This window comes from Clostridium polyendosporum, assembly GCF_018332455.1.
In the GTDB taxonomy this organism is placed as follows: Bacteria; Bacillota; Clostridia; order Clostridiales; family Clostridiaceae; genus Clostridium_AY; species Clostridium_AY polyendosporum.
The window spans coordinates 91,532-116,086 of record NZ_BOPZ01000006.1; the positions used below are offsets into that span (position 1 = coordinate 91,532).

27 protein-coding genes are annotated in these 24,555 nt (G+C 31.3%); 13 read left to right on the forward strand and 14 right to left on the reverse strand.

All coding sequences use genetic code 11. The annotated features are described in order from the left end of the window. Positions 1–129: 129 nt before the first annotated feature. A complete protein-coding gene (locus CPJCM30710_RS05320) occupies positions 130–303 on the forward strand; it encodes a hypothetical protein (protein WP_212903139.1) in 174 nt (57 codons plus the stop codon). A gap of 70 nt (positions 304–373) precedes the next feature. On the opposite strand, the gene CPJCM30710_RS05325 is transcribed toward CPJCM30710_RS05320, so the two are convergent. Next, complete coding sequence (locus CPJCM30710_RS05325) at positions 374–3,886, reverse strand: glycoside hydrolase family 32 protein (protein WP_212903140.1); 3,513 nt, start codon at positions 3,884–3,886, stop codon at positions 374–376. A gap of 698 nt (positions 3,887–4,584) precedes the next feature. Between CPJCM30710_RS05325 and CPJCM30710_RS05330 the strand changes: the two genes are divergently transcribed. Next, positions 4,585–5,361: an EFR1 family ferrodoxin gene (locus CPJCM30710_RS05330; RefSeq protein ID WP_212903141.1), complete on the forward strand. Its 777-nt coding sequence runs from the start codon at positions 4,585–4,587 to the stop codon at positions 5,359–5,361. After that, a complete protein-coding gene (locus CPJCM30710_RS05335) occupies positions 5,345–5,740 on the forward strand; it encodes a Rossmann-fold NAD(P)-binding domain-containing protein (RefSeq protein WP_246503463.1) in 396 nt (131 codons plus the stop codon). Before CPJCM30710_RS05330 ends, CPJCM30710_RS05335 begins: the two co-directional genes overlap by 17 nt. A gap of 138 nt (positions 5,741–5,878) precedes the next feature. On the opposite strand, the gene CPJCM30710_RS05340 is transcribed toward CPJCM30710_RS05335, so the two are convergent. The 3 genes from CPJCM30710_RS05340 to CPJCM30710_RS05350 all read right to left on the reverse strand — a co-directional run bounded on the left by CPJCM30710_RS05340 (position 5,879) and on the right by CPJCM30710_RS05350 (position 8,707). Further along, positions 5,879–6,685 (reverse strand): nitroreductase family protein, encoded by an 807-nt coding sequence (locus CPJCM30710_RS05340; protein ID WP_212903142.1) that lies wholly within the window; start codon positions 6,683–6,685, stop codon positions 5,879–5,881. Between the two features lie 47 nt (positions 6,686–6,732). Continuing rightward, a complete protein-coding gene (locus tag CPJCM30710_RS05345) occupies positions 6,733–7,950 on the reverse strand; it encodes an MFS transporter (protein WP_212903143.1) in 1,218 nt (405 codons plus the stop codon). Positions 7,951–8,071: 121 nt separating this feature from the next. After that, positions 8,072–8,707 carry a flavodoxin family protein gene (locus tag CPJCM30710_RS05350; RefSeq protein ID WP_212903144.1) on the reverse strand — a complete coding sequence of 212 codons (636 nt, stop codon included), beginning with the start codon at positions 8,705–8,707 and terminating at the stop codon, positions 8,072–8,074. Positions 8,708–9,003: 296 nt separating this feature from the next. Here CPJCM30710_RS05350 and CPJCM30710_RS05355 point away from each other — a divergent pair, with 296 nt between their 5' ends. Then, positions 9,004–9,585 (forward strand): TetR/AcrR family transcriptional regulator, encoded by a 582-nt coding sequence (locus CPJCM30710_RS05355; RefSeq protein WP_212903145.1) that lies wholly within the window; start codon positions 9,004–9,006, stop codon positions 9,583–9,585. A 544-nt stretch (positions 9,586–10,129) separates the two neighbouring features. Here CPJCM30710_RS05355 and CPJCM30710_RS05360 read toward each other — a convergent pair. Continuing rightward, positions 10,130–11,179, reverse strand: a complete 1,050-nt coding sequence (locus CPJCM30710_RS05360; protein ID WP_212903146.1) for an ADP-ribosylglycohydrolase family protein — start codon at positions 11,177–11,179, stop codon at positions 10,130–10,132. A 340-nt stretch (positions 11,180–11,519) separates the two neighbouring features. On the opposite strand from CPJCM30710_RS05360, the gene CPJCM30710_RS05365 reads away from it, so the two are divergent. Both CPJCM30710_RS05365 and CPJCM30710_RS05370 read left to right on the forward strand, forming a co-directional pair. Next, the gene (locus tag CPJCM30710_RS05365; protein WP_212903147.1) at positions 11,520–12,050 is read left to right on the forward strand and encodes a hypothetical protein; all 531 of its coding nucleotides are present in this window, start codon (positions 11,520–11,522) and stop codon (positions 12,048–12,050) included. Between the two features lie 686 nt (positions 12,051–12,736). Continuing rightward, positions 12,737–13,753: an oxidoreductase gene (locus CPJCM30710_RS05370; RefSeq protein WP_212903148.1), complete on the forward strand. Its 1,017-nt coding sequence runs from the start codon at positions 12,737–12,739 to the stop codon at positions 13,751–13,753. A 91-nt stretch (positions 13,754–13,844) separates the two neighbouring features. Here the strand turns inward: CPJCM30710_RS05370 and CPJCM30710_RS05375 are convergent, their stop codons facing one another. Then, the gene (locus CPJCM30710_RS05375) at positions 13,845–14,009 is read right to left on the reverse strand and encodes a DUF2922 domain-containing protein (protein WP_246503464.1); all 165 of its coding nucleotides are present in this window, start codon (positions 14,007–14,009) and stop codon (positions 13,845–13,847) included. 265 nt (positions 14,010–14,274) lie between these two features. Here CPJCM30710_RS05375 and CPJCM30710_RS05380 point away from each other — a divergent pair, with 265 nt between their 5' ends. Beyond that, the gene (locus tag CPJCM30710_RS05380; protein WP_212903149.1) at positions 14,275–14,529 is read left to right on the forward strand and encodes a hypothetical protein; all 255 of its coding nucleotides are present in this window, start codon (positions 14,275–14,277) and stop codon (positions 14,527–14,529) included. A gap of 510 nt (positions 14,530–15,039) precedes the next feature. Then, entirely contained in the window at positions 15,040–15,249 is a 210-nt protein-coding gene (locus tag CPJCM30710_RS05385; protein WP_212903150.1) for a hypothetical protein, read from the forward strand. A gap of 357 nt (positions 15,250–15,606) precedes the next feature. Here CPJCM30710_RS05385 and CPJCM30710_RS05390 read toward each other — a convergent pair whose 3' ends face one another. Then, on the reverse strand, positions 15,607–17,196 hold the full coding sequence (locus CPJCM30710_RS05390) for a vanadium-dependent haloperoxidase (RefSeq protein WP_246503465.1): 1,590 nt from the start codon (positions 17,194–17,196) through the stop codon (positions 15,607–15,609). 625 nt (positions 17,197–17,821) lie between these two features. On the opposite strand from CPJCM30710_RS05390, the gene CPJCM30710_RS05395 reads away from it, so the two are divergent. After that, a complete protein-coding gene (locus CPJCM30710_RS05395; protein WP_212903151.1) occupies positions 17,822–18,328 on the forward strand; it encodes a hypothetical protein in 507 nt (168 codons plus the stop codon). Between the two features lie 10 nt (positions 18,329–18,338). On the opposite strand, the gene CPJCM30710_RS17785 is transcribed toward CPJCM30710_RS05395, so the two are convergent. From CPJCM30710_RS17785 to CPJCM30710_RS05425, 7 genes are all read right to left on the reverse strand, one after another. Beyond that, the gene (locus CPJCM30710_RS17785; RefSeq protein WP_246503466.1) at positions 18,339–18,434 is read right to left on the reverse strand and encodes a YvrJ family protein; all 96 of its coding nucleotides are present in this window, start codon (positions 18,432–18,434) and stop codon (positions 18,339–18,341) included. Positions 18,435–18,702: 268 nt separating this feature from the next. After that, positions 18,703–20,052 (reverse strand): DUF4317 domain-containing protein, encoded by a 1,350-nt coding sequence (locus CPJCM30710_RS05400; RefSeq protein ID WP_212903152.1) that lies wholly within the window; start codon positions 20,050–20,052, stop codon positions 18,703–18,705. A gap of 66 nt (positions 20,053–20,118) precedes the next feature. Continuing rightward, entirely contained in the window at positions 20,119–20,736 is a 618-nt protein-coding gene (locus tag CPJCM30710_RS05405; RefSeq protein ID WP_212903153.1) for a HutD family protein, read from the reverse strand. 307 nt (positions 20,737–21,043) lie between these two features. Then, positions 21,044–21,262 carry a DUF2922 domain-containing protein gene (locus CPJCM30710_RS05410; RefSeq protein ID WP_212903154.1) on the reverse strand — a complete coding sequence of 73 codons (219 nt, stop codon included), beginning with the start codon at positions 21,260–21,262 and terminating at the stop codon, positions 21,044–21,046. A gap of 47 nt (positions 21,263–21,309) precedes the next feature. Next, positions 21,310–21,534 carry a DUF1659 domain-containing protein gene (locus CPJCM30710_RS05415; protein ID WP_212903155.1) on the reverse strand — a complete coding sequence of 75 codons (225 nt, stop codon included), beginning with the start codon at positions 21,532–21,534 and terminating at the stop codon, positions 21,310–21,312. 92 nt (positions 21,535–21,626) lie between these two features. After that, positions 21,627–21,815, reverse strand: a complete 189-nt coding sequence (locus CPJCM30710_RS05420; RefSeq protein ID WP_212903192.1) for a YvrJ family protein — start codon at positions 21,813–21,815, stop codon at positions 21,627–21,629. A 48-nt stretch (positions 21,816–21,863) separates the two neighbouring features. Further along, positions 21,864–22,304 (reverse strand): hypothetical protein, encoded by a 441-nt coding sequence (locus CPJCM30710_RS05425; protein WP_212903156.1) that lies wholly within the window; start codon positions 22,302–22,304, stop codon positions 21,864–21,866. A gap of 287 nt (positions 22,305–22,591) precedes the next feature. On the opposite strand from CPJCM30710_RS05425, the gene CPJCM30710_RS05430 reads away from it, so the two are divergent. From CPJCM30710_RS05430 to CPJCM30710_RS05445, 4 genes are all read left to right on the forward strand, one after another. Further along, the gene (locus CPJCM30710_RS05430; protein WP_212903157.1) at positions 22,592–22,831 is read left to right on the forward strand and encodes a hypothetical protein; all 240 of its coding nucleotides are present in this window, start codon (positions 22,592–22,594) and stop codon (positions 22,829–22,831) included. Positions 22,832–23,005: 174 nt separating this feature from the next. Then, entirely contained in the window at positions 23,006–23,179 is a 174-nt protein-coding gene (locus CPJCM30710_RS05435) for a hypothetical protein (RefSeq protein ID WP_212903158.1), read from the forward strand. Between the two features lie 132 nt (positions 23,180–23,311). Then, positions 23,312–24,223, forward strand: coding sequence for a phage replisome organizer N-terminal domain-containing protein (locus CPJCM30710_RS05440; RefSeq protein WP_212903159.1), 912 nt, complete (start codon positions 23,312–23,314; stop codon positions 24,221–24,223). Between the two features lie 74 nt (positions 24,224–24,297). After that, complete coding sequence (locus tag CPJCM30710_RS05445; RefSeq protein WP_212903160.1) at positions 24,298–24,513, forward strand: hypothetical protein; 216 nt, start codon at positions 24,298–24,300, stop codon at positions 24,511–24,513. The last annotated feature ends 42 nt before the right edge of the window (positions 24,514–24,555 follow it).

Genomic DNA, 24,555 nt, shown 5'->3' on the forward strand with positions numbered 1-24,555 from the left:
ACTATGTTTAGAATTTAATAGAATATAAATAATGAGCCAATATGCAAATAAATAGTAAATTTGATATGCTCCCCTTAAGGTAGACAGATAAAGAATAAAAGTTTGTTTATCGGAAGGAGGAGCGTTTTTATGTCTAAAAGAACCAGATATACGTCAGAAGAAAAGTTTGAAATAGTAGAGGCGGATGAATTACAGAATAGTATAAAACAATTTACTGGAGGAAAGAAAAATGTTAAAACAGAATTTACACTTCTGAGTTTTGGTTATAACATATTATTTTCTATTTTTCTGTGGAAAAAATAGAAATAGGGCTATGCCTCAAAAATAATTTTGAGACAGGCCCATTTATAGAGTAAATAGTTGGTGGCTTTAATTAACGTTTAACAATGTTTTGGAATGAACCTGTACCATTCCATACATTTACACCAAATCTAGTGCCTTTGTATGTTCCATTATTAACATCAATTACTGGTGTACTACCATTGTTAAAGTATACTTTTATATTATCTCCAGAAGTTACCACTTTTAAGTGATATACTGTATTTGGAGTAATTGATACAGTAGCTGTTCTATCTGGAAGTCCTGGTCCCCATAATTTTACAACGCCAGTAGCATCAATATTTGCACAATAGAACTTAGTAGCATTAGCATCTGATCTGAATACAAGTCCTGCTGCTGCAGTTGATGAACTTACCTTTAAGTCACCTTCATATGTGAAGTCACTTCCTTGAGTAGTTGACATTAAGAAACCGTTAGTATTTGCAGCTACAGTTCCTTGTTTTCCACCAGCAACATCAGACCAAGTACCAGATGGTCTATAGAAACCTTTTAAGTTTGTGTTAAATGTACTAACTTTTATATCATTGAATATAGATGCACCGTTAAATACATTGCAACCAAATTGTCCACTTGCATAGCTAGAATCATTAACATTAATTACTGGATCTGCACTATTGTTTAAGTAAACTTTTATGTTGCTTCCACTAGCTACAACTTTTAATTTGTAAGTTGTATTATCACTAATTGGTGTATTAAATGTTCCTAAAACTGTTCCGCCAGCTTTCCATAACTTTATCATTCCACCTCTATCTACGTTTGCAACGTAGAATTGTGTAGCTGTTGAATTTGCTCTAAATACAAGCCCTGCTGCAGCTCCACCTACAGGTTTAACATCACCTTCTAATACGAAGTCTGTAGCTGTTTGACCATTAAGGTAGAATGAATCTCCGCCTGCGTTAGTTCCCATCTTACCGCCTGTTACATTGCTCCAAGTACCACTTAATGAAGTCCAAGTTCCTGTAAGGTTACTTTCAAATCTACCAACATTAATATCATCTACGTTTATATGACCCCATGATCCGGTAGAATTATCTACAACCTTTATATAACATTCAGTACCAAGGAACGCAGAAGCATCCCAGCTTACTGTTCTTAATGTATCACTATCTGTACCTGTTGCTTTATATAATATAGCATTATCAGAAGCTCTGCAAAGCGCTACATATTCATTAAGTATATCGTTTCCACCACTTACTTTAAGATCTATTTTTCCATTTCCAGTAAGTACAAAGTTTTGAGATCTTATTGCTCCAGTAAGTGTATCCTGCCCTTCTTTGAAACCGCTTAAGAAGTAATTATTATTTTGATTGTGAGTTCCACCCCACCAATCTGTTTTTAGTGTTACATTACTAGATTTAAATGCATTTCCGCTAATTGTTTTCCAGCCAGTTAAATCTCCAGTTTCAAAATCATGGTTAGCTATACCTGAAACAGCTTTTATTGGAACATTAATATCATCTACGTTGATATGTCCAAAACCGCCTGTAGCATTATCAGTAACCTTTATATAAACTTCTGTACCAACATATGGAGCTAAACTAGCACTGCTCCAGGTTGTTCTTGTATAAGTTTCACTGTTTGCCGCTGTCGCTTTAGCTATTTCATAACCATCTGATGCTCTAATTAGTGACACCTTAAGATTATTTAAATCGTTTCCACCTGAAACCAAAAAGTCAATATTACCACTATCAAGTATAAAGTTTTCTGATTTTATTGATCCTGTTTCAGCATCTCCACCATTCTTAAAGCTCCATAAGTGATAGGTTCCATTTTTATTAAATGTTTCTCCACTTCCACCTTGTGCTGTAGCTAAGTTTGTAACATCTGCATCAGTAAATGCGTTACCACTTAATACAGTCCAACCGCTTAAATCACCTGTTTCGAAATCATGATTCTTTAATTCCTTAGCACCTTGAACATATGTCGGAGCTTGCTTTGGAGTAGCTGAATTTAAAGGTGTATAGCTAAGTGAGTTTACTGTAACATTACCACCTACAGTATATAGTGAAGCTCCTCTGCTGGCATCATCTGGGAAGATAACATCAGTCATAGAAACTTGTCCGTCATTTCCAAATAATTCAACAGAACTTGCATCAATTAATACTTTCATCTTTATGGTGTTATTAATTGGTGTAGCTGATGCATTATGAATAATATCAAAATCAGCACCATTATTTGAAGGTCGTGCACCTGAATTTGATCTATCAATTTTTAACTGAGAATTAGTCTTATCGTAATATACCTTAGTATATTGTGAACCGCCCGTACGAACTTTGAAACCAAATTCAGTAGCAGTTGTGTTATCAGTTCTAAATTCTACATTAAGCTCGTATTGCTTACTATTTACTCCTGAAAGCAAGTTAGCTCCTCCTGGAACTATTGTTTGATTTGTCCAATTTTGAGCTGTTCCTTTAATACTATCTAATTGTGTTACAGGATTATCAATTAATCTTACTTTTCCATTAATTGTTTTAAGCTGTAATTCTCTTGGAACTGTCATAGCACTTCTCCAAGTTCCAGCTGGGTCTGTTGGAGTAGAAGTCCCATATCTCCAGTTACTCATCCAGCCTATAAACGTTTTCTTGTTTTGTGAATTAGGTACGTTTGACCAAGTAACACCTGCATAGTTATCTGAACCTGAGTCAAGGTATTGAAAATCCTTTCCATCCTCGAAAATTTGTTTATTTGTGAAGTGTTGTCCATCGAAGTTACCAATTAAATATACTGTACCTGATCCATATTTAGCGCCTGGGTTAATACTTACAATCATTACCCATTTTGTTGTAGCACCACCATCTACCTGAAGTGGGAATAATTCTGGACATTCCCAATCGCCATTAGGGTCAGTTATATCTAAATTAGTTGCACTTTTTACTGAATCAGTTTGTGTCCATTGTTTAAGGTTAGGTGAAGTAAATATTCTAGCTTCGTCATGTTGAACAAGAGTCATAACCCAATGTCCTGCTCCGCCTCCTTCATCATACCAGAATACCTTTGGATCACGGAAATCTGCTGCTTCTCCTGGTGCTGTTGGATATGGTATTACAGGATTACCTTCATACTTCTTCCAAGTTCTACCTTTATCATTACTATATGCAATACTTTGTTCCTGATAATCAACGCCATTTATATTTCTAGCGCTAGTATACATAGCTATAATAGGTGGCTGTCCATTAATTCCTAGCCCGCTTGTATTATTGTAATCTACTACTGCACTACCTGAAAAAGCCCAATTCAACTCATCTGGATACAATGCTATAGGTAATTCAGTCCAATGAATTAAATCTGTACTTACAGCGTGGCCCCAGTGCATTGGCCCCCATTCAATACCACTTGGATAATATTGATAGAATAAATGATATTCTCCATCTAAGTAGAACATACCATTTGGATCATTCATCCATTTTTCACCTGGTGTATAGTGAAATTGCGGTCTATATAACTCAGTATATGTTGGCGCTGCTAACACCGGTACAGCAGGTATTAATGTTGATCCGAGAATGTAACATGCTGACAAAACACCCGATAAAGTTGATTTTAATTTCATAATGTCTCCCCCCTTTTTTTCTTTATAAACGTTTACAGTGTTTATAGTAATCTTTTGGTTATTCAATATGATAAAGCAATTAACATGCCAATTTTTGTGTATCAACACCAAATAATATCAAGTTTTACTGAATTTTTTGTATTTTAGATTTAAATAATCACTAATTACCAATATTTGGATAGGTTTTATTTAAATGTTGGTAATAAAGATTTCTTTTTTGCTATTATATTCTCTTTAAATTACACATAAACATTTACTTGGGTTGTTAATACAGTTCTTTGTAAAAGTAATACAGTTCTTTGTAAAAATAATACAGTTTACCGTAGAAATAATACTATTTTCTCCTCTTTAATCACATTTCTATTGCTATTAAAAATTCAAATTAAATTAAGATTACCTATACAATGAGATTCTTATTAAATAACAAAACCGTATTGAGAAACTCAATACAGTCAGATTGTTCTATTATGCCTCCTTATAGATGTATTTTAAAAGTGCATTCATAAGAAGATATAATCTAGAGAGGTAGATTAATAGAGATGTAGTGTATAATTAAAGTAGGTAAATCGTCTATTGCAGTATAAAATAAATAAGTTTATTGATATTCCAATATATGAGGGGAGAAAACTTGAACTATAAGGTTAGTACATATTCTTCTTATCAAGACGGAATTTTAATAATAAAATTTGGAGGTTACAATGAGTACAACAATTTATTTTTTTAGTGGAACAGGCAATTCGTTAAAGGTTGCAAAAGATTTAAATGAGCAATTAGAAGACTCAAAACTTGTGCAAATTTCTAAGAAAAATCTATCCATTACTAATGACACTTCATCAGATAAGATAGGTTTTGTATACCCTGTATACTTTGGCGGAATACCTGATATGGTAAAAAAGTTTATAGAAAATCTGCAAGTAAATGAAGACACGTATATTTTTGCAGTTGCAACTTTTGGCGGTGGTGCAGGAATATCTTTTGATCAAATTGATGACATATTAAATAAAAAAGGAGCTTCTCTTTCTGCAAGCTTTAAAGTAGCCATGCCAGGAAATTATCAAGTTATGTATTCACCATTTCCGGAGGAAAAACAGGCCGAGTGTTTTAAAGACGCAAATGAACAAATATTAAAAATAGCATCTAGTGTAGAAAGAAATGAGACTAATAAATCAAATAAAGCTGGCGGAATAAAAAAAGCTATCATTGGTTTACTATACAGTACTTTCTTTAAGCCAAATGATAAAGATAAGAATTTTTGGACAACAGAAAAATGTAATGGCTGTGGAACATGTTCGAAGGTTTGTCCTGCAAACAATATTGATATGATTGATGGAAAGCCACAGTGGAAGCATCAATGTGAAACTTGCGTTGCTTGTATGCAGTGGTGTCCACAAAAATCTATACAATATAAGAAAAATACCTTGAAAAGAGGACGATATCACCATCCTGAAATAAAAGCTAATGAATTATTTCAATAAATTTAAAAGAAATGGAAAAACTAAACTACTTGATATTATGTTTACAGCAGAATTGGCACGTAAACTTTCCAATATAGGAGTTACTGTTAATGCACTTAATCCGGGTTTTAATGTTACGGGTCTTGGGCGTGAACTTTGGTTTGCTGCTGCACTTGAGCGTATATTAAAGTTTTTCAATATTGGAGATCCACGCAAAGGTGCAGATATTATTGTTCGTTTAGCTGTAGAAGAGCAATATAAGGGTGTGACTGGTGGATATTTTAATGTTGGAAGTGGTAAGCCTATTATTCCTGTGTATCCTGGAGGAGACAGCAATATGCAAAATAAACTGTGGAATGATACTAAAGAATTGTTACAAGAAAAGGGTTTTTTTGAATAAAGTGATGAAATGATACGCAATATTTTAATCATCAAAATTTTAGATTTTTTATATCTTATGTTAATCAATATTATTGATGTATAGTTAATAGAGTAGGGCTTACCATATTAAGGTAAGTCCTTATTATGATTTTATATTTTAGATTGATAAAAAAGAAACTTCTAGTGGATTTCTATCAACTAACCTTGGATAATTGTATTTTGGATATCCTACCATAACTGCTCCTGTTATTTTTTTACCTTTAGGAATATTGAATAATTCAAGCATTGGGGAATTATCTTCGAGTGCAATTTTTTCAAAGACTCCAGCCCAACAAGAACCTAATCCGAGGGAGGGAGCATATAATTCCAGATATGCTAATGAAAAAATAGAATTTTCTCTTCCTCGTGTAAAATTTGTATCAGCAGTTGCTAAAATAAGACAAGGTGCTCCGCGAAAAACAGTGTCAATTCTTTTGTTATTATAAGACTCAATATAGTGATGGAATCTTTCGTTTAATAATTCATCTCTGCTTAGTCTTTCAATAGTAAGTTTAATAGCTTTGTTAAGTATGCTTTTATCATCTACAATTATATAAGATATTCCTTGTAGATTACTTCCAGTAGGAGCGAAGTGAGCAATATTAACAAGCTCAATTAATTTTTCTTTCGGAACAGATGTTTCTTTATAAGATCTGATTGAACGTCTTGAACGAAGAAAGTTTTTAGTTTCTTCAGAACTTAATTTTGGAAAGTCTTTTGTGCTAATTTGATTACTTAGTGGAGTTTTTTTATTATCAATAGCTTCTCTTGGACAAATAGCTACACAATGACCACAGGCAATACAGTTTTCAGGAAAAATTTCTTTAGGACCATTTTTTCCTAAAAGCAATACATTTTCTGGACATTCATTTACACAAAGACCGCATTTTATACATTTGTCTGGGTATATAGTTATTAAATTCATAATTTATTCTCCTTCATTATAAAATTTAAATTGATAAAAACATATTTTTATGATTTTTTTCCAAACTTGTGTAGAATAATTGCTATGATTTGAGTTGCCATTCCAAAAGTGCAAACTCCATACCATCCAAAGTGAGAATAGCTATAGGAACCTAAAAATGAACCTAATGCTCCTCCAAGAAAAAAACTGACCATATAAATAGTATTAAGTCTATTACGTGTTTTTTCGTTTAAAGAATGTACTCTTGCCTGGTTAGAAACATTGCAAGATTGTACTCCTAAATCTAGAAGAATGATTCCTAAAATAAGTCCCCAAATTTTAAAACCAAATAGAAAGAAGAATAAATAAGCAATTATAACTACGATTATACATATACCTATAGCAAATCTTGAACCTCTTTTATCTGCTACCTTTCCAACTATCGGAGCAGCAAGAGCACCGCTAATACCAACTAATCCAAATAAACCTGCCGCTTCAGCTCCCATATTGTAATGAGAACTTTCAAGTAAAAATATAAGGGATGTCCAAAAAGCACTAAAAGCTGAGAACATTAATGCACCATTAATAGAGGTTTCTCTTAAACTTGGTTCAGTTTTTATTAGGTGTATCATTGATTTTAACAGTTGAGTATATTTAATGTCAGAAATAGGTTGGCATAAGGGTATCAATTTTCTTAGAATAAGCATGAGAGCAAGCATCATAATTGCTGCAATAAGATAAACTGTTCTCCAGCCGAAGTAGCCGCCTAAGATGCCGCTGACTGTACGAGAAAGTAATATTCCAATTAACAAACCGCTCATTATTGTACCAATAGTTTGCCCTCTTTGCTGTGGATTTGATAGTTGTGCTGCTAAAGGAATAATAAGTTGAGGAATAATAGAAGTAAATCCAACAGCAAAGGAAGAAATTATGAGAATATATATATTTGAAGAGAAGAACATACTCATAAGTGAGATTATTGAGCATAAAAGCATTATTTCTATTAAGTTTCTCTTTTCTTTTATATCTCCCAAAGGCAATATAAATATCATTCCAATTGCATAACCTATTTGCGTAAGCATAGCTGCAAAACCTATGATTAATTGGTTAACATGAAAGGTTTTTGCTATATCAGCTAAGAGAGGCTGGATATAATATAAGTTTGCTACAGTAAGTCCACAAGCTATGGACATGACTAAAATTAATAAATTAGTCAATATGGGTTTAGTTTCAAGATTATTTATTAATGAATTTGTTGTTATTACAGTATTATTTGATTGATACATTTATAAATCACTTCCTTAGATTTTAATAATACATTTGATTGAATAAATGTTTGAAATTATAAGTGATAAAAATCTATTCTAAAGTAGTAAAAATTATCGAATGAATAGGGCAAATAATAATTTATCGAATAAAATTAGTAAAAATCTTTTCTTCTCTTTCTGGTTTCTTTATAATTCCTTGCCCATTTTCAATAAGTTTCATAAGCCAAGCCATATTTTTACCTAATATCCTCATTATTTGTATTCCTTCTTCGTCCTGCATTGCTTCACCTGGTAGTCGTCCATTAATAATATTCCAATAGTTAGAAGTAGGGATGAGCATTTCAGAATGATTAATGTAATTATTTAACTGATCAAAGGTTGGAATTCCACCTGTACGTCTTACTGCTACTACGGCAGCTCCAACTTTATGCCTTAACATACTATCATTGGCTTCTGCCACACGAAAAGCTCTATCTAAAAATGACTTCATTGTTCCAGCAATTGCTGAATAGTGCACTGGTGATCCTAAGATTATTCCGTCGGCATCCTTCATCTTTTCAATCCAATCGTTAACTGGATCTGTAGCAATAGCACATTTTCCATTTTTATTTTTTGTACAATATCCACAAGCAATACAGCCTCTAATAGATTTATTGCCTACGTGAATAATTTCTGTCTTTATTCCTTCTTTTTCGATTTCATCAACAACTATTTTTATTCCATGATAAGTATTACCTTCTTTATTAGGACTTCCGTTAAAAACTACAACTTTCATTGATTTTTCCTCCTAATATAATTAATAACATTTGAACACTTTATCAATTAGTAGGTATTTAATTTGATTGAGTCTAGTTATTGTACCTGTTAGGTGTCTTACAATTTAACTTTTTCGTTAAAATGATAAAGTTAATCAATATAAAACTGAACGTTTAGTTTATAAATATATAATATACTAAACGTTCAGTATTGTAAATAGTTTTTTTATCTTTAAAACAAAAAAATATATAGTATAATATACGTATAGTTTATTAAGTATATTATTATAAATTAAATACAATGGAGGTAATTATAATGGAGAATAAATTAGGACGTCCTCGTTGCGAAAAAACTAAGACTGCTATTCTTTCCGCTGCATATGACTTATTGCTTGAAAATGGTTTTGGAGCTGTTACAATTGAAAAGATTGCTGAAAGAGCTGGGGTTAGCAAAGCTACTATTTACAAGTGGTGGCCAAACAAAGCTGCTGTTGTTGTGGATGGTTTCTTAAATGCTACTAATACGAAGCTTCCAATACCTGATACAGGGTCAACTATTAAGGATATGTTAATCCAAGTCAATAATTTTGTAAAATTTCTAATGAGTAGGGAAGGAAATGTAATTACTGAAATAATAGCAGAAGGACAGTCTGATCCAAAGTTAGCTGAGACATATCGTACAATATATTTTAAGCCTCGCCGAAATATTTCAAAACAAATTTTAGAACGTGGAATTTCAAGAGGAGAATTGAGAAAAGATCTGAATATAGAGGTAAGTATTGATTTAATTTGGGGACCTGTATTCTATAGATTATTGATAACTGGAGAAGTAATTGATAGTACCTTTGTAGAAAACTTGGTAAATTATGTACTTGAAGGAATTAAGTCTAGTTTATAGAAATGTTTGTTTCTAAATAGGTATTGATGATGAATTCTGTAAATATAAAAATTTGTGTGTAATAAAGGAAATTAATTAAGAACATCAGCGTTTATATATTAATTGAAGAAGAAAACAATAAAAAGTGTTAGCACTTACAACTGATACGCTGAACCGTACCTCAAATAAAACCATTATAAAAGATATAACTTCCCATATTGGTAGAAATTTTAATTACTCAGATACTAAGAAGTGTCATCAATTTTATAAATTATGACGTAAATCATGTATGAGTAATAGGGCTAAGAAAGTCTATTAAGTACTTTCCATTATTCATACTCATTAGGCTAATAATGAGAAGTTAAAAGTTTATAAATAGTTCAATTTAAGAAGTGTCGCCAATGTAATAGATTGTGACATAACTTTATACGGAATTAGATACTCTGAGCCATACCATAAATAAAGGGGGAAAATAGAGTTAAGAATTTGTTAAAGAGAATTTTGAAAAAACACCTTCCATTTTATATTGATATGGAAGGTGTTTTTATTCAAACATTGACTCTTTTCAATAAACTTTGCTCTCTACATTATTATAGAGTTTTTCTGCCATTTCCTTTATTAAATCAGCTAATTCTAACTTATCAATCCATTGTTTGGGAATAGATTCTAAGCCTAATTTTACTCCCAATATATTTCCGCAAATAGCACCAGTACTATCACTATCTCCACTATGGTTTACTGAAAGCTTCAATGCTTTTTCAAAATCTTCTGGATAAGAAAGAACACTGTATATAGCTATTGATAGTGCTTCTTCAGCAATCCAACCATCTCCCAGATGTGAAAGCTTTTCTGGACTTGGATTACCATCCTTAGCTAAGGAAACTGCCTTTTTTAATGCATTTATTGTTTCTTCGTTACTTTCCATATCTTCTAGTATTTTGATGGCATTTTTTACTGCATCTTCAATTGATAAGAAAGCACATAAATCTGAAATTATGCTTGCAAAAGCGCCCGCAGATAGATACCCTGTAGGGTGACCATGAGTAATTGCAGCCAATTCGCATCCAAGATTGAATGCATCCTTATTTCTATTCATAAAATATAAGCCAGCTGGAGCCGCCCTCATTACTCCACCACAGCCTTTACTTTTATTGATATGTTTTTTAATAGTACCGAATTTATTGTTTTTAGCACGTACTAAAGCTGTAATACAACTATTTCCGGGGGCTTTTTGTGAAAATAATTCTTCATATTTAAAAAGTGGGGAACTCACATCTTCAAGAAGATACTCATATTCCTTTGAGATAGGATATCCTTGAGTATGCAGCCATCTTTCATAAGAATAAAATATACATTTAGAAATGCTGATGTTTTCTCCATTTTTTCTTTTATTTTCAAAATTTAATATGCCTTCAACAGTAAATAATGTCATTTGTGTATCATCAGAAATAAGAGCATTACCAGAAAACATATTTACCTTCAAATCTTCTATGCCATTTGTACCGTACTTATCATATATTTCATTAAGTTTCAAAAATTCTATTGGATATCCAAGAGCATCTCCAATAGAACCACCTAGTAAACATCCAATGAATTTTTCTCTTGTTTTTTTCATAAAAATCACCTTTTTAAATATATTATACCACTATTTATGAAATTAGTAACATTAAAACAAATAATAAGTCAAAGTATTTTTGTAAAATATAGTAAAATAACATATTGTAAATTTTCGCTATATTTATTTTATTTTTTTAGTAAATTTGTCAGATTGACAGTTAAATGGGCATATTATATAATTATGTAAACGAATACATTATTTATTTCCATAATACATTTGTTCATTAATAAATCTACAAAAGATTCTGTGATTCTAATTATACAAAAACTATTTGAATGTAAAAATTAAATTTAAAAGTATATATATATCTTAGATTTAGATAAGGAGTTGATTATGTATGTGTACTTCTAAGGAAAAACTAATTTATGATACCTATGTAGAAGGTGATTTGATAACTAATGATTTAATTGAATTAGTTCAAAAACAATCAAAAATATTAAATTGTGAAATCTATAGAGGTATTTTTGCTCCTAATATTGTATTAAAGATAGGAAAGGATATTAACAAATATTGCCATAATAAAGTTATATCTTTTTCAAAAAATTATAATATAGCAAAAGAATTTTCAAACAAGTTATTTATAGATGAGAATGTTTTAAATTCCTTAAAGAAGGATGGATATAATGTAGATTATATATATAAATCAGGTGATAATTCTTTTTTTTCTAAAGTAATTATTAGAATGAAAAATCAAAAATCCTTTGATTTATATGATAATTATAAAAATAAAACATATGAACGTGAAAAAGAGGTATTAGTCCTTACAGAACCTCTTTATATAAAGTCAATTACTACAGAAGATGATACAATTATAGTTGATTGTATTGATGAGGATGAAATTTCTGAAAGGTACATGGTTTATATGTAAAAATCAATTTTGCTATTAAAAGCCGCACGTTAAGTTTCAAAGTAAGTTTCATAATTAAAAATTTTCTCTTTGGGTAATACAATAGAATCAGTAACCCAAGAAGATATTTCATGGGTGAGGACGTTCAAATATAAGAGATAATATAGTAAGTATTAATTTTAAGGACAAGCTCTCAAATTTTAGAGGGTATTTATCAATAATTGTATGGATATGTAACATTGAATAGATTAACAGTTTTATAGTTTTAGACTATACTGGGTATCTTGCGGTACCCTCTTTCATTTGTGATGTAATTTGGGTTAGGGAAACAATTATCTTTTAGATACTTTAAATAATATTGATGGTGTTATCGGAACAGCTTTATTTACAAAAGAGGTTACCAAGATAATTATTGCAGGTGAAAACGGAGTTAGAGTGGTTTCGAAAGTATAATCATATATTAAAAATGCAGAAGGTAAAAAATATGAAATTATGTATTGTAGGATCAGGAATGATTGTATGGGATTTCTTGACAATAACTCCGTACTTAAATAAAATAGAACTAATAGCTATTTATTACACAAAAAGAAGTGAAGCGGTAAGCAAAGATCTTGCGAGTAAATATAATATTAAAAATATGTTCAGCAACTATTCTCAGTATTCCAGCAGATATTGAAATGATATAAATATATTTTAGGGAGGCTGCTATGCTTACAATTGGTTATATCGGAAACGGTAAAAGTACTAACAGATATCATCTACCATTCGTACTACAAAGAGAAAATATAAAGGTAAAAACAATCTTTCAAAGAAACCCTGAGCATGAAAGCTGGAAAAGAATTTCAGGAGTCAATTATACTTCGGATTTGAATGAATTATTAAATGACGAGGACATCCAACTCATCGTGGTTTGTACAAGACATGATAGTCATTATGAATATGCAAAACTAGTATTGGAACATAATAAGAACTGTTTGGTTGAAAAACCTTTTATGGAAACCTCGGAACAGGCAAAAGAAATATTTGCGTTGGCAAAAGAAAAAGGATTGATTGTTCAGGCATATCAAAACAGACGTTTTGACAGTGACTTTTTAACAGTCCAAAAGGTCATTGAGGATGGAAAACTAGGAGACTTACTGGAAGTGGAAATGCATTTTGATTATTACCGTCCAGAAGTACCGGAATCTGTTCATAATTTTAATCCTATGTGGTCATATTTATATGGACATGGCTGTCACACATTGGACCAGGTCATTAGCTATTTTGGCAAGCCGGATCATATACACTATGATGTTAGGCAATTATTGGGCCAAGGAAGAATGAATGATTATTTTGACTTGGATTTGTATTACGGCAATTTAAAAGTATCTGTAAAATCCAGTTATTTTAGAATTAAAGAAAGACCAAGCTTCGTCGTATACGGCAAAAAGGGATGCTTTGTGAAAGAAACCAAGGATCGTCAGGAAGAGCATTTAAAGCTGTTTTATATGCCTGATAATAAAGATTTTGGAGTAGATACAATACAGCATTATGGCGTACTAACCTATATTGATAAGGAAGGTACAATCCACGAAGAAAAAGTTAAATCCGTAAATGGTGATTATGGAAGAGTATATGATGATTTATATGAAGCCATCATAAATGACAAAGATAAAACCATTACGGATGAGCAGACACTGCTGCAAATGGAAATATTAGAAACCGGAGTTAAAAGCCTAAAATAAAATTAAAGACTGATTAAACATAAAGAAAAAGGGTTCAGTTCACATTTTAATGAAACTGATCCCTTTTTTATAACTAAAACACTATAGATCTCTACTGAACATCAAACTTAGTAGTTTGTCTTTGTGTTAATTGAGCACTATACTTAGAGATTAAAGTTCCACCCTTAGTTAAGAATATATCTTTGGCTATGATGATATTCATTAAAGAGGATACTTCAGCTTGAGGTATATCATTCTTAACGCCAGTAGTACACACCCCTTTTCCATGTATCTGCTTCTACGTAAGAAAGGGTATTCCCCCCTAAAGATTGTACGTACAGTTATATCAGCAATGATAGATGCTCTTCTTTTTTATTTTTCAGTTCTAAAAGTGTCGAAGGTTTGGAAAAAGTTAAATATTATGTTGTAATTTGTAAAAGCGTGTAATATAATTTAAGTATAATCATAAAGTAGCATAAGGAAAAGAGCTGAGAGAAGAAAGCCTAAGAGCAGAATAAAGAGGGGAAGGGGGGTAACTAGCAATGAAGATAAACATAGTGAACCTAGATGCAGAAAAGTTAGTTGAAGAGCTAGATAGTAAGCGTAAAAAAATTGATAAGTTTAATGATATAATTAATAAGTGCTTGGAGGAAATAAAGTTCCAAGAAGAAGTGCTAAGTTTATTAAGAAAGAAGAAAGAAAAACTGCTATCCGACGTTTATCTATTAACGCTATTAAAGAAAGAGGGACAGATGATAGATAGAGTGTTACGCTATGCAGATATAAGGAATGAATAATATTTTAATATGGATAGTCTATAAACATTGACATAAATACCTCCATTAATTTTGGAATATGAATAGGCATATAGCTTACTTAATGTTCTGAATGTTCTAGATGGTTTAAATAACACTTAGTAACGGATTAGTAATACCTTCAATATTTCTTCGCTAATTGAAAGGTGTCATTTAAAGTGGAGGTTTAATTTTAGTGTAACTAGGAAGGTAAATTTCTCAGATGTAATAAATAGTATAACTCAATGAGCCTTTACGATGGGGCTTATTTTTTTATATATTGTATAGCTATTAATACAAATGGTTAAGGCGTGTAAATAGATGACACAATCGATTACTGCATATAGTAAATGTCATCAACACAATATACTAAGAAGTTCTGGATTACCTAGGGCTTTTTATTTTTATAAAACTTTTCCCTTCATATTTTTATGTCAATTAATATATTTCCATTTAAAGGAATTTGATGATGATTGTAGAATACATAAATAATCACAATTTAGGAGGTCACTTATGAAAGTAGATTTCAATTATGAAGAAGTTCTAATATTACTAAGAACTCTAAGAAGTGAGTATGGACATTTAAAAGCTTTCTATGCAGAAAATCCTGGTATAGAAGCCATGATCACCCCAGAGGAAGTTAGAAGGGTACACAATAAGATTCTAAGTGAAGCTCATAAAGCAGGGGATTACACATTCATAAATCCTATAGTAACTAATTGAGCTCTGAAATAATTCGGAGTTTTTTATTATGGAGTATGCTTCAACCATTAAGTATAATCATTTTAAATTATGTCATTATTATCTACACTTTTCAGATGTTCCTTTAATATATCGCCAAACAGTAAAAAATTATATGAAAATACGTATAAGCAAATTTAAGTTTTACATACATATAAAATCATTGTATGATTAAATCCAAAAAATATAGTGGATCTGCTTGAAACTGATTTAAAATTCACCTTCAAGCAGACCTCTTATTTAATTATAAATTCATTACAAATTTGTCTAGAAGGTTGCAGAATGATAATTTTTAGGAGCGCTTAGTATTCATCATTCCATGTTTTATAGATATATTTTTTAAATTATTACCCTTGTACCATCAAATTTTGTGAAGGAAAAACCATGAAATTCTTCATTGTAGGTATTTCTATAGTCCTGGAGTAATCCTATTGCCACAGCTTCTCCAAGTTTCATGCCCTCTAAACTGTCTGAACGCCAGTGAACACCTGCAAAATCTCGTCCAAGGGCAATATTGGCAGCAAGCTTATTTAATTCTCCCCCTACTTTTAGATCACCCTCAAGATATGGTTGTAACTCAAGCCCGTCGGCACTGGCTACTACTGGATTGGGAATAATATAATCCTCATTGAAAAATGCTTTTAGAATAGTTACCCCTGCTCCAATGTGAGCTGCATGACCTGCAGGGTATGCTGGATGAGTCGGGCATCCTTCAGGATAGGCCATAGGTAGAAGGTAGGTTCCGTATTTTTTGAATACTATCTCTAACACTTTTGAATCTAATAATTCTGGATTAATCGGATACCTTGCGGCACCTGTCATAAGATTTTGTACGCGTCCCCCAAACTCTTCGGGTCTTAATCTTCGATGCACCAAAAACTTTTGGAACCAGGCTGCTTCAAGGGCCATCCTGGCTGCACGAGTCACAAAATCCAAAACATGTGCAGTACCAAAGGTAGCAAACCCCTCCTGGGTTTTTGAGAATAAATAGGGATTATTCAAAGACAGAGCTTCCTGCCCAAAGCCCATTAGTATTAAGCAAGCCGTTAGTGCCGCCTGAATGCTGGTGTCTTTATGGACGTATTCGCCGAGGGCTCTGCCATTATTAATATATCGATGTACTGGGTCAAGTTTTAATGCTGAAGATGGGGCCTGTCCATTCTGTATATTAAGCCATTCATTATATGAAGTCATATAATCGATTTTTTCCACAGGTACAATATAATTTTGTTTTATAGTTTTTGCCCCAAAGGGAATATCCTTCAAGAGGAACTGTGAAACATATGGTCCTTCCAAAGCGCCAGGTACATTACTACGGAATAGTGTTTCCGTGGTGACTTTACATTTGCACTTAGGACCATCAAAAACCGAAAACTTTGATAAATCCTCAGCTGCAGCCTCAGTTTCAGGGTTGGTGTCATAATCTACAAAAGGGACATCACGAATTAAAGCCATCCAATAATCCTCAGCCATTTCACTTGCTTCCATGGCGCTAGAAAAGCTCGGAGCTGGTAATATAGTAAGATGATGACAATCAGGTCCCACCATCTCATACGCATACGAGGCCTGAGGGTCAACGAATTTTCTAGTCCCTCCTAGTGGTATCAACTCAATTTTTTCCGGATTTCCAGTGGTTAATGCACTTATCCAAATATTGTAGGCCTCTAAATTTACTTCTCCTAACAAATTATGAGGTAAAGCCTTTGTATAATTTCCAATCTTATTTACATATAAAATTTCATCATCATTGCATCTTTGACCTTGAAGAATCAAATTCTTCTGAAATAAAGCGGACTGGTTTCGTTTTAAAAAGGCATCAATGCGCCTCTGTTCAGACGTCAAAGGTCCAATCTCGCACTGATCTATTATTGTATTATATTTAGGACATACGGACTTAATATCATAAACTTTATCTTGCTTTTCTTCCACCTTAATCACTCCTACTATTTAGTTAGAACTTTACTATATTGGAAGTTAAATATACTATTTATATCAATTCTTCAGTACATTATATGATATGCGCCGAGTGATTAAATCTCTATTCTCAATCTCAAATGTTATATAATTTAATTACGCTAATTTTTTTTAAATGGTTCGACTTTTGATTTACAACAATAGTTCCAGAAACTATATTGTATCTATATCTTTCAAGTTTATAAATATATATTTTATTTGCAAATAATATTTTGAATACTGTAGTTCTAAAAAGAAATTTTGATAATACATTAGCTGAAAAATATTTATCGTATCTCCTGTTTTTTTATTATTGCGGTAATAATGTTTTATATAATGCTAAGCCCCTATAAGACTATAGGAAAATCCCCTAAAATATTCTCTATTATTTTGAAAATTAAGTTAAAGTTTCAAATGCTCTAGCAAAATAAATACTAACTACATTTTCCTGTATGCTAGATTTTATGCATATTGTAATTTAATTTAATACGAGCATAAATTACTATAAGTAACTATCATATGATTATATAAGTGATAATATACTATATATGGTTAGAAATATTTTAGGATAAAGTTCAAATGCTCTATGGAGGTGAAGTGTTTGAGTAACACAAAACTAATAGTATTAGGTGCATTTTTAATATGCTTATCAGTTTTATTTCAATTGTTGCCAGTGGTCTTTTCAGAGGCTTTTGTATTAGCTACAATTTTTAGTGGAGTTCCAATTTACATTATTGCAAAGTTAAAGGTTAAGTTAGGAGTAACAGCATATTTAGTTTCAGCAATAATAATTATGCTGGTTAGCTTACATGAAGGAATATTTTTCCTATTAACAAATGGAGCAATAGGACTTTCTCTAGGAATTTGTCATAATCGCACTAATAAAAAGCTTATTATCTATTCTATCTCAGCTATAGTGTTAGCTTCTGCTTTATGTATAATAAATTTTATAATAGGTATACCTGTCTTTGGCTTTAAACTTCCGTTATCCAATTTTATTGAAATTGGCTTTTTTTTAATGTTCTCATTTTTGTATAGCATATTTTATTTTTTTATAATAAGTTTATCAGTAAAACTCCTAAATAAACGATGTAAGTTTAAGGCATAGACTTCTGTCCTTAAAGGTATTGACGCAGATATATTAGATAAGCACTTACAGCAATAGGAAAACCAATATTAGCTATTAAATTTACAAAATCATTTATTCCCACCATAATCACCTCCATTCATACATTATGTATGCAGAAAAGTATAGATGGAAAATAAGTTGATTCATGCTATTCTTATATTCAGTACCGTTAAAATTCACTCAATAAAATAGGGCTTACTGTTAAAAAGTAAGCCCTTGATATATCTGTTATTATTAGGTTAAATAAACATAGAATTTTAACTATGCATATACATTGCCACAAAATAACAAAATATATTAATCTTAAAGTGAAATAATAAAGAATTCTACCTCTTTTTCTTAATTAATATTACTTAAATCAAATCATCCAAGCCATTAACTGTAGCCTGCTCGTCCTCATCAATAGGAATAATTATGCATTTTTGACCATCAATTATTTGAGCTTTGATTTTAGGTATTTTTTCAGGCTTTACTTGAAGTATAACATCATAGTGAGGAGTAAGGTTATTATCCTCTGAATTAGTAGTCGGAGCTTCTTCTAAATCAGTTTCTGAAGCTTCTTCTAAAACCATATTATCATCATTAACTTCTGTAGACAGGTGAGTTTCATTATCTACAACAGCCTCTTGTTTAACTTGCTCAAGTCTAGCTTGAAGTATTTCTACTTGCTTTGCAAGCTGTTCTTCCTTTTTCCTTTGAGCATTTGCCTTAAGTACTTTTGGGTCAATTAAATTCTCTGCTAAAGGCAGGTCTTCACCAAAGTTTTCTACATAAGATTTTTCAATTTTAGTAGTAGCTTCTTCAGGAACTCCGCTTTCTATTAAAAGATTTTGTATATCCTTTTGTGTTAAGGTTATAGGTTCACCATCTGTATCATCATATATTGCGTTGTATTCATCTATCATAGTATTTAGGTTTTCTTGTACTTCCATAAAAATTTTCTCAGCTTTTTTTTCATCAGTGCTAATAGAATCTTTAATAATTGCTTGGAAGGTTTCTTTTTGTATAGTGGCAGTTTGTCTTGAAGAACAACCTAAAGCCTTTTCCATTAATTCAGGATGCGGGTCCTTTGCATTTTTAGTGTAGTACATAATAGAGTTAACATCTGAACCACGATTAATAAAAGCCGGGAACACAAAGCCAAGAGTTGGAGCATCCACCACCCAATCTCTAATACGTGCCTTTATTTTCTTTTCTTCTTCAAAGTATCTAAGTCCAGGATCTGAAAGTGAAACAGGACATATTGCACATAGAATATACTCATATACTTCTTCAGATTCGTCTATTTTAGCATTATCAGTAGTTTTAGTAATGACATCATAAGCATCATGAAAGACTAGTAATAAAAAATTACCAGTATAATCATAGCTATCTATAATGGATTTATAAAAATCTTGAAGCAGTGCATCATCCTTTAGTTGGCTTTTTTTTAGCTGCATAAGAGAAATTTGTTTTTCATTTTCAAGATTTTCATTAGGTGGAAAGTTAAGTTCTAAAATATTATTACCAATAGTTCCAGATAGGACTTTTTTAGCAATTTCTAAGTACTTAAAGTACTCATCCTCCTCTAAATTTAAAAAGGTTTCTCTAAAATTTAAAATAATATTTTTTTCACCATTAACATAGCAACCACACATTTTAGTGAAGGTACAATGATCTTTCTTTAAACGTTTTTTTAACTCAAGTATATCTTTTTTTCTCATATATAAACCCCTCAATCAAATTAAAAATAATAAAATTAAAGCAAAAGTAATTTAGAGTTAGATAAGCTAATTACTATAAATTATGCTTACTATTATATTAGTAATTTCTGAAGTATTGTTAGAAAGCATAAATTCATGAGTATAGCTTGAATTTACACAGTTAATTAAAATTAAATCATTTTTAACAGTTTCAAAAACTTTATCATTAATAGTAGAATTAAATCCACCATTAACAGTGTAAAAACAAATTGCTGCTAAATCTTTATTTGATGGAGTTTTATATTCGAACTTAAGCTGTTTGCTAGGACTAATATTAAGATGAAGTAATTCACCATTATAATTTTCCCTTGTCATTAAATTAAAAACAGAAGCTTTACCATAAGTTTTAGTTTTCCAATCGCCCATAAAGTCGTCTTGCTCAAAGGAGTTAAGTAGTTTCTTGTACTTATTTTCATGGTCGAGAGTTATTTTTCCTTCTATAACCATGAATTTACGTGAAACTTTTGGTAGACTACTAAAAGTAGATTCTGGTATATCAATTTTAGCAACTCCCAACCTCCATAAAAAGTTTTTACTGGCATAATCAGAATTTAGCGGATATGTTGTCAGTTCTGTAGCCATGCCTCCAGACCAAAATGTTGGCTTATAATTTTCTTGCCTTAGTAATTCTACATTATATTTCATATATTAATTGCACCTCTTCTTATTATATCTTTTATGTTCATTATATTGAAAGATATATATATAATCAATTAAGTTAACGTGAGTTCAAAATATTAATTGATTTATGGTTAAAGTTACTAGATATGCTACTAACAGCAGTAAAGTTATTTTAAAAGAAGCATATATAGATGTAAAGATAAGCCACATTATTTGTATCTTATATCGCAAACGTAGTATAAAATGATTTAAATTAAACATAAAGAAAGGGTTCAGCCACATTTAAATAAAGCTGAACCCTTTTTTTTATAAATTAAAACACTATAGATCTCTACTGAACATTAAACTTAGTAGTTTGTCTTTGAGTTAATTGAGCACCATACTTAGAGATTAAAGTTCCACCCTTAGTTAAGAATATATCTTTGGCTATGATGGTATCCATTAAAGAGGATACTTCAGCTTGAGATATATCATTCTTAACGCCAGTGATAGTTAACGAAGCCTTGTCCCCACTAGTGGTAACAAAGGTCATTGCTAATGAATACTCCATTCTTTTCACCTACTTTCCATAATGTAATAAGGACATTAAAAAAATAATTAAGAATTAACCAACTTTGAAGTTTCATTTAAGTAATAATCTCTAGTGCTATTACTTAAAACTCCTTTAATAGCTTCAGCAACATCAAAGACATTTTGAGGTGCAGCATCAATTTTTACACCAGAAAAATTCTTTTTTCTGTAAACTGTAGCGCCAGTCTTGTCAGTTCCATTTTCAACTTCTATGCTAAGATAAGCAGAATTTAAAACCTTGCTAACAGCCATAGTTAAGACCTCCTTTTTAAATGTATTTTAATACTAGATATGCGGTTTTGGGGGAGTTTACAGAATTTTTTGGTTATGAGTATAAGGGGATATTATGAGACACCATTATCATTACTATTACCTATAACAACCCCTGGTTTAGTGGAAATTATTGTATTGAGCTTGTTAATAGATGAAGTTAGTTCAATGAGCTGCTTTTCGAGCCTAACTAGAAGATAGGCACTTACAGCAATAGGAAACCCCACATTGGCTATTAAATTTACAAAATCATTTATTCCCACCATAATCACCTCCATTCATACATTATGTATGCTGAAAAGGTGACTTTTTTATTTTTGGAATCTATTTTCTAGAAAAATATATTTGTAGTAGTGATTGATTGCGTCATCTAGGATTGTGTTTAAATATACATTTATATCAGGATGAGCTGCTTTAAGCTCATTTAGTTTTCTAACGGTGGATTCTCTTAACTGATAGGTACGCCTTATATCAAAAGCTTCTCCGTCAATTGGAGGGGTAATGCCATTAGGCACAGTTTTAGCTTTACGATGGTCAATTAGTTCGTTTGGAGTTTTAACTTCAAGCTGAACCGATTGACCTTGTTTTATTATAGGTTCGTGAGAAGGGATGCTACTTTCATTAAAATTAAAATTTGCTAAGGGAGTACCATTAACCATTTCATCAAAGCCATTTTCGTCAAACTCATCTTCATAAGAAAGGTCATTTATATCAATATCTTTAGTAGGAGATATAGCCTTTTTTCTACCCATCTTAGTTCTCCTTTGAATTTATTATTTCTATATAAATATATGGATTAAGAAAAGATTTTTTATTAAAGTTTAGCATTATAAAAGTATAAACCTATCTGCCCCCGCATTTTTCCTATATGTTTTTATGTTTTTTTATTTTTATATGGTTATATTCTTTTGCTTTTAAGAACAAAAAAATATAACCATATTTGTTTTTATCTTTAAAAAAACATGAGATGTGCATATATGATTATTAGCAGACCACTGTATTGAGTTTGTGGATGAGAATAAGGAATGGGGTGTTATAAATGATTAACGACAGAATTACAGTATCATCTGATACAAGTCAAACCTTTGATAAAATGCAAATAGCTTTAGCTATTAGGAATTCTACCTATGAAGATAGTTTAAGCTGTTCTTTGCTGGAGAATGGTGTGCTTAAAAATTGTGAAGGCTGTACATTAAACTATTTTTGCAAAAGAATAGATGAAGCTGCTGAGGATTATCTGGACCAGACCACCACTGTTTTAAATACATTTAGTTTTTAGTAAAGAGAGTATAGATTCTGTGAGATAGGCACTACTATAGCAAGCAATAACTTCCAGGTATTGCTACAACTTCGGAGTTGTAACAAGAACTGGAAGTTTATATTTTATAAGAAGGTTACTCAAAGATATGGATGATATAAATAATAATCTAAATTTGAAGGAGGTGGGTTAATTATGCTAGATAGACCAGGACTAGAAGATGATAGAGAGGAAGCCTTACCAATAGGAGAGTGTGAATGCTGCAACTCTGGTATTATGCCCTGGGAAGATTACTATGATATTGAAGGAATCTTAATACATGATGATTGCGGCGTTGATTACCTACAGCAATTTAAGAAATATGCTTAATTTAGGCATTCAAAATGAATAAATAGAATATTAAAATCCTCAAGCGTACATCAGAAAATGTAATGCTATGGGGATTATGTCTTTATGAAGAGGATTGAAAAATTACAATGAAAGGTAGTGTGAGGTGGTAATATGGTAGAAATAAAATGGATTAAGATAACTACAAATATGTTTGATGATGAAAAGGTCAAACTTATAGATGCTATGCCAGAGCGCGACACAATTCATTATATCTGGATAAGACTATTAGTACAGGCAGGTAAAACTAATGCAAACGGATATATCTTTTTAAATGAGCATGTACCTTATACAGAGGAAATGCTGTCCACTATTTTCAATAGACCGTTAAATTCCATAAGGCTTGCTTTAAACACTTTGTCTAGCTTTGGGATGATAAAAATAGGTAAGGAAAATCTTCTTAAAATATCAAACTGGGAAAAGCATCAAAATGTAGAAGGGATGGAGAAGGTGAGGGAACAGAATAGATTAAGAAAACAAAAGCAAAGAGAAAGGGAAAAACTTTGTCTTCCTATAGCTTCTACAGACTCAAATGTGTCACGTGACAGTACCATGACTATCACGGAACAGAATAAGAGTGAGAGTAAGAATATAGATAAAGATATAGATAAAGAAGTAGAGAATAAATGTATATGTAAAAATGATAATGTCAATAACATGAAAAATATGAAGAACTCAAATGAAACACATACATTTTCTGTTGAACTATTAAGCTATTTTGAAAATGCAACAGGTAAGACAGGTGAATTAAATTTAGGAGCTATAAAGATTGCAATACTTCAACATGGTAAGGAGAATGTTAGAAACGCCATTGATAAAGCCATTGAGTACAATAAACCTTATATGCAGTATATCAATACCATTTTAAAAAATTGGGCGAAAGAAGGTTATACATGGAATAATGATAACAAAACTAATAATGCATCTAATGTATCAAGGAAAGGAAAAAAATTAACTTTCACAGATTATCCACAAAGAGAGTATGATTATGACTCCTTAGAGAAAAAGCTTTTGGGGTGGGATTAATAACTATAGGGGAAGATGGGAAATGTCTATCTAACTTTAATTAATACTAAGGTGAATATTTAAAAATTAAGCTTATGAAAAAAGATGAGGAAATTAAAAAGTTAGTAAATGAGAATATTGGGTTAGTTATTGATAATATAAGACTTTACCATGAAGACCAGAGGTTAAATGAGAGGTTAGAAGTAACGGAACATTTAGAGAGAGGACTTTTAAATAGACGCATTATATTGGATGAAGATGGAGTGGTAGTTCTACGAATGAAACTTAATAAAGCTTTGCAGAAGCATTAGCGGATATGGCTTTTAATATAAGAAATTGTAATAGTGAAAGAG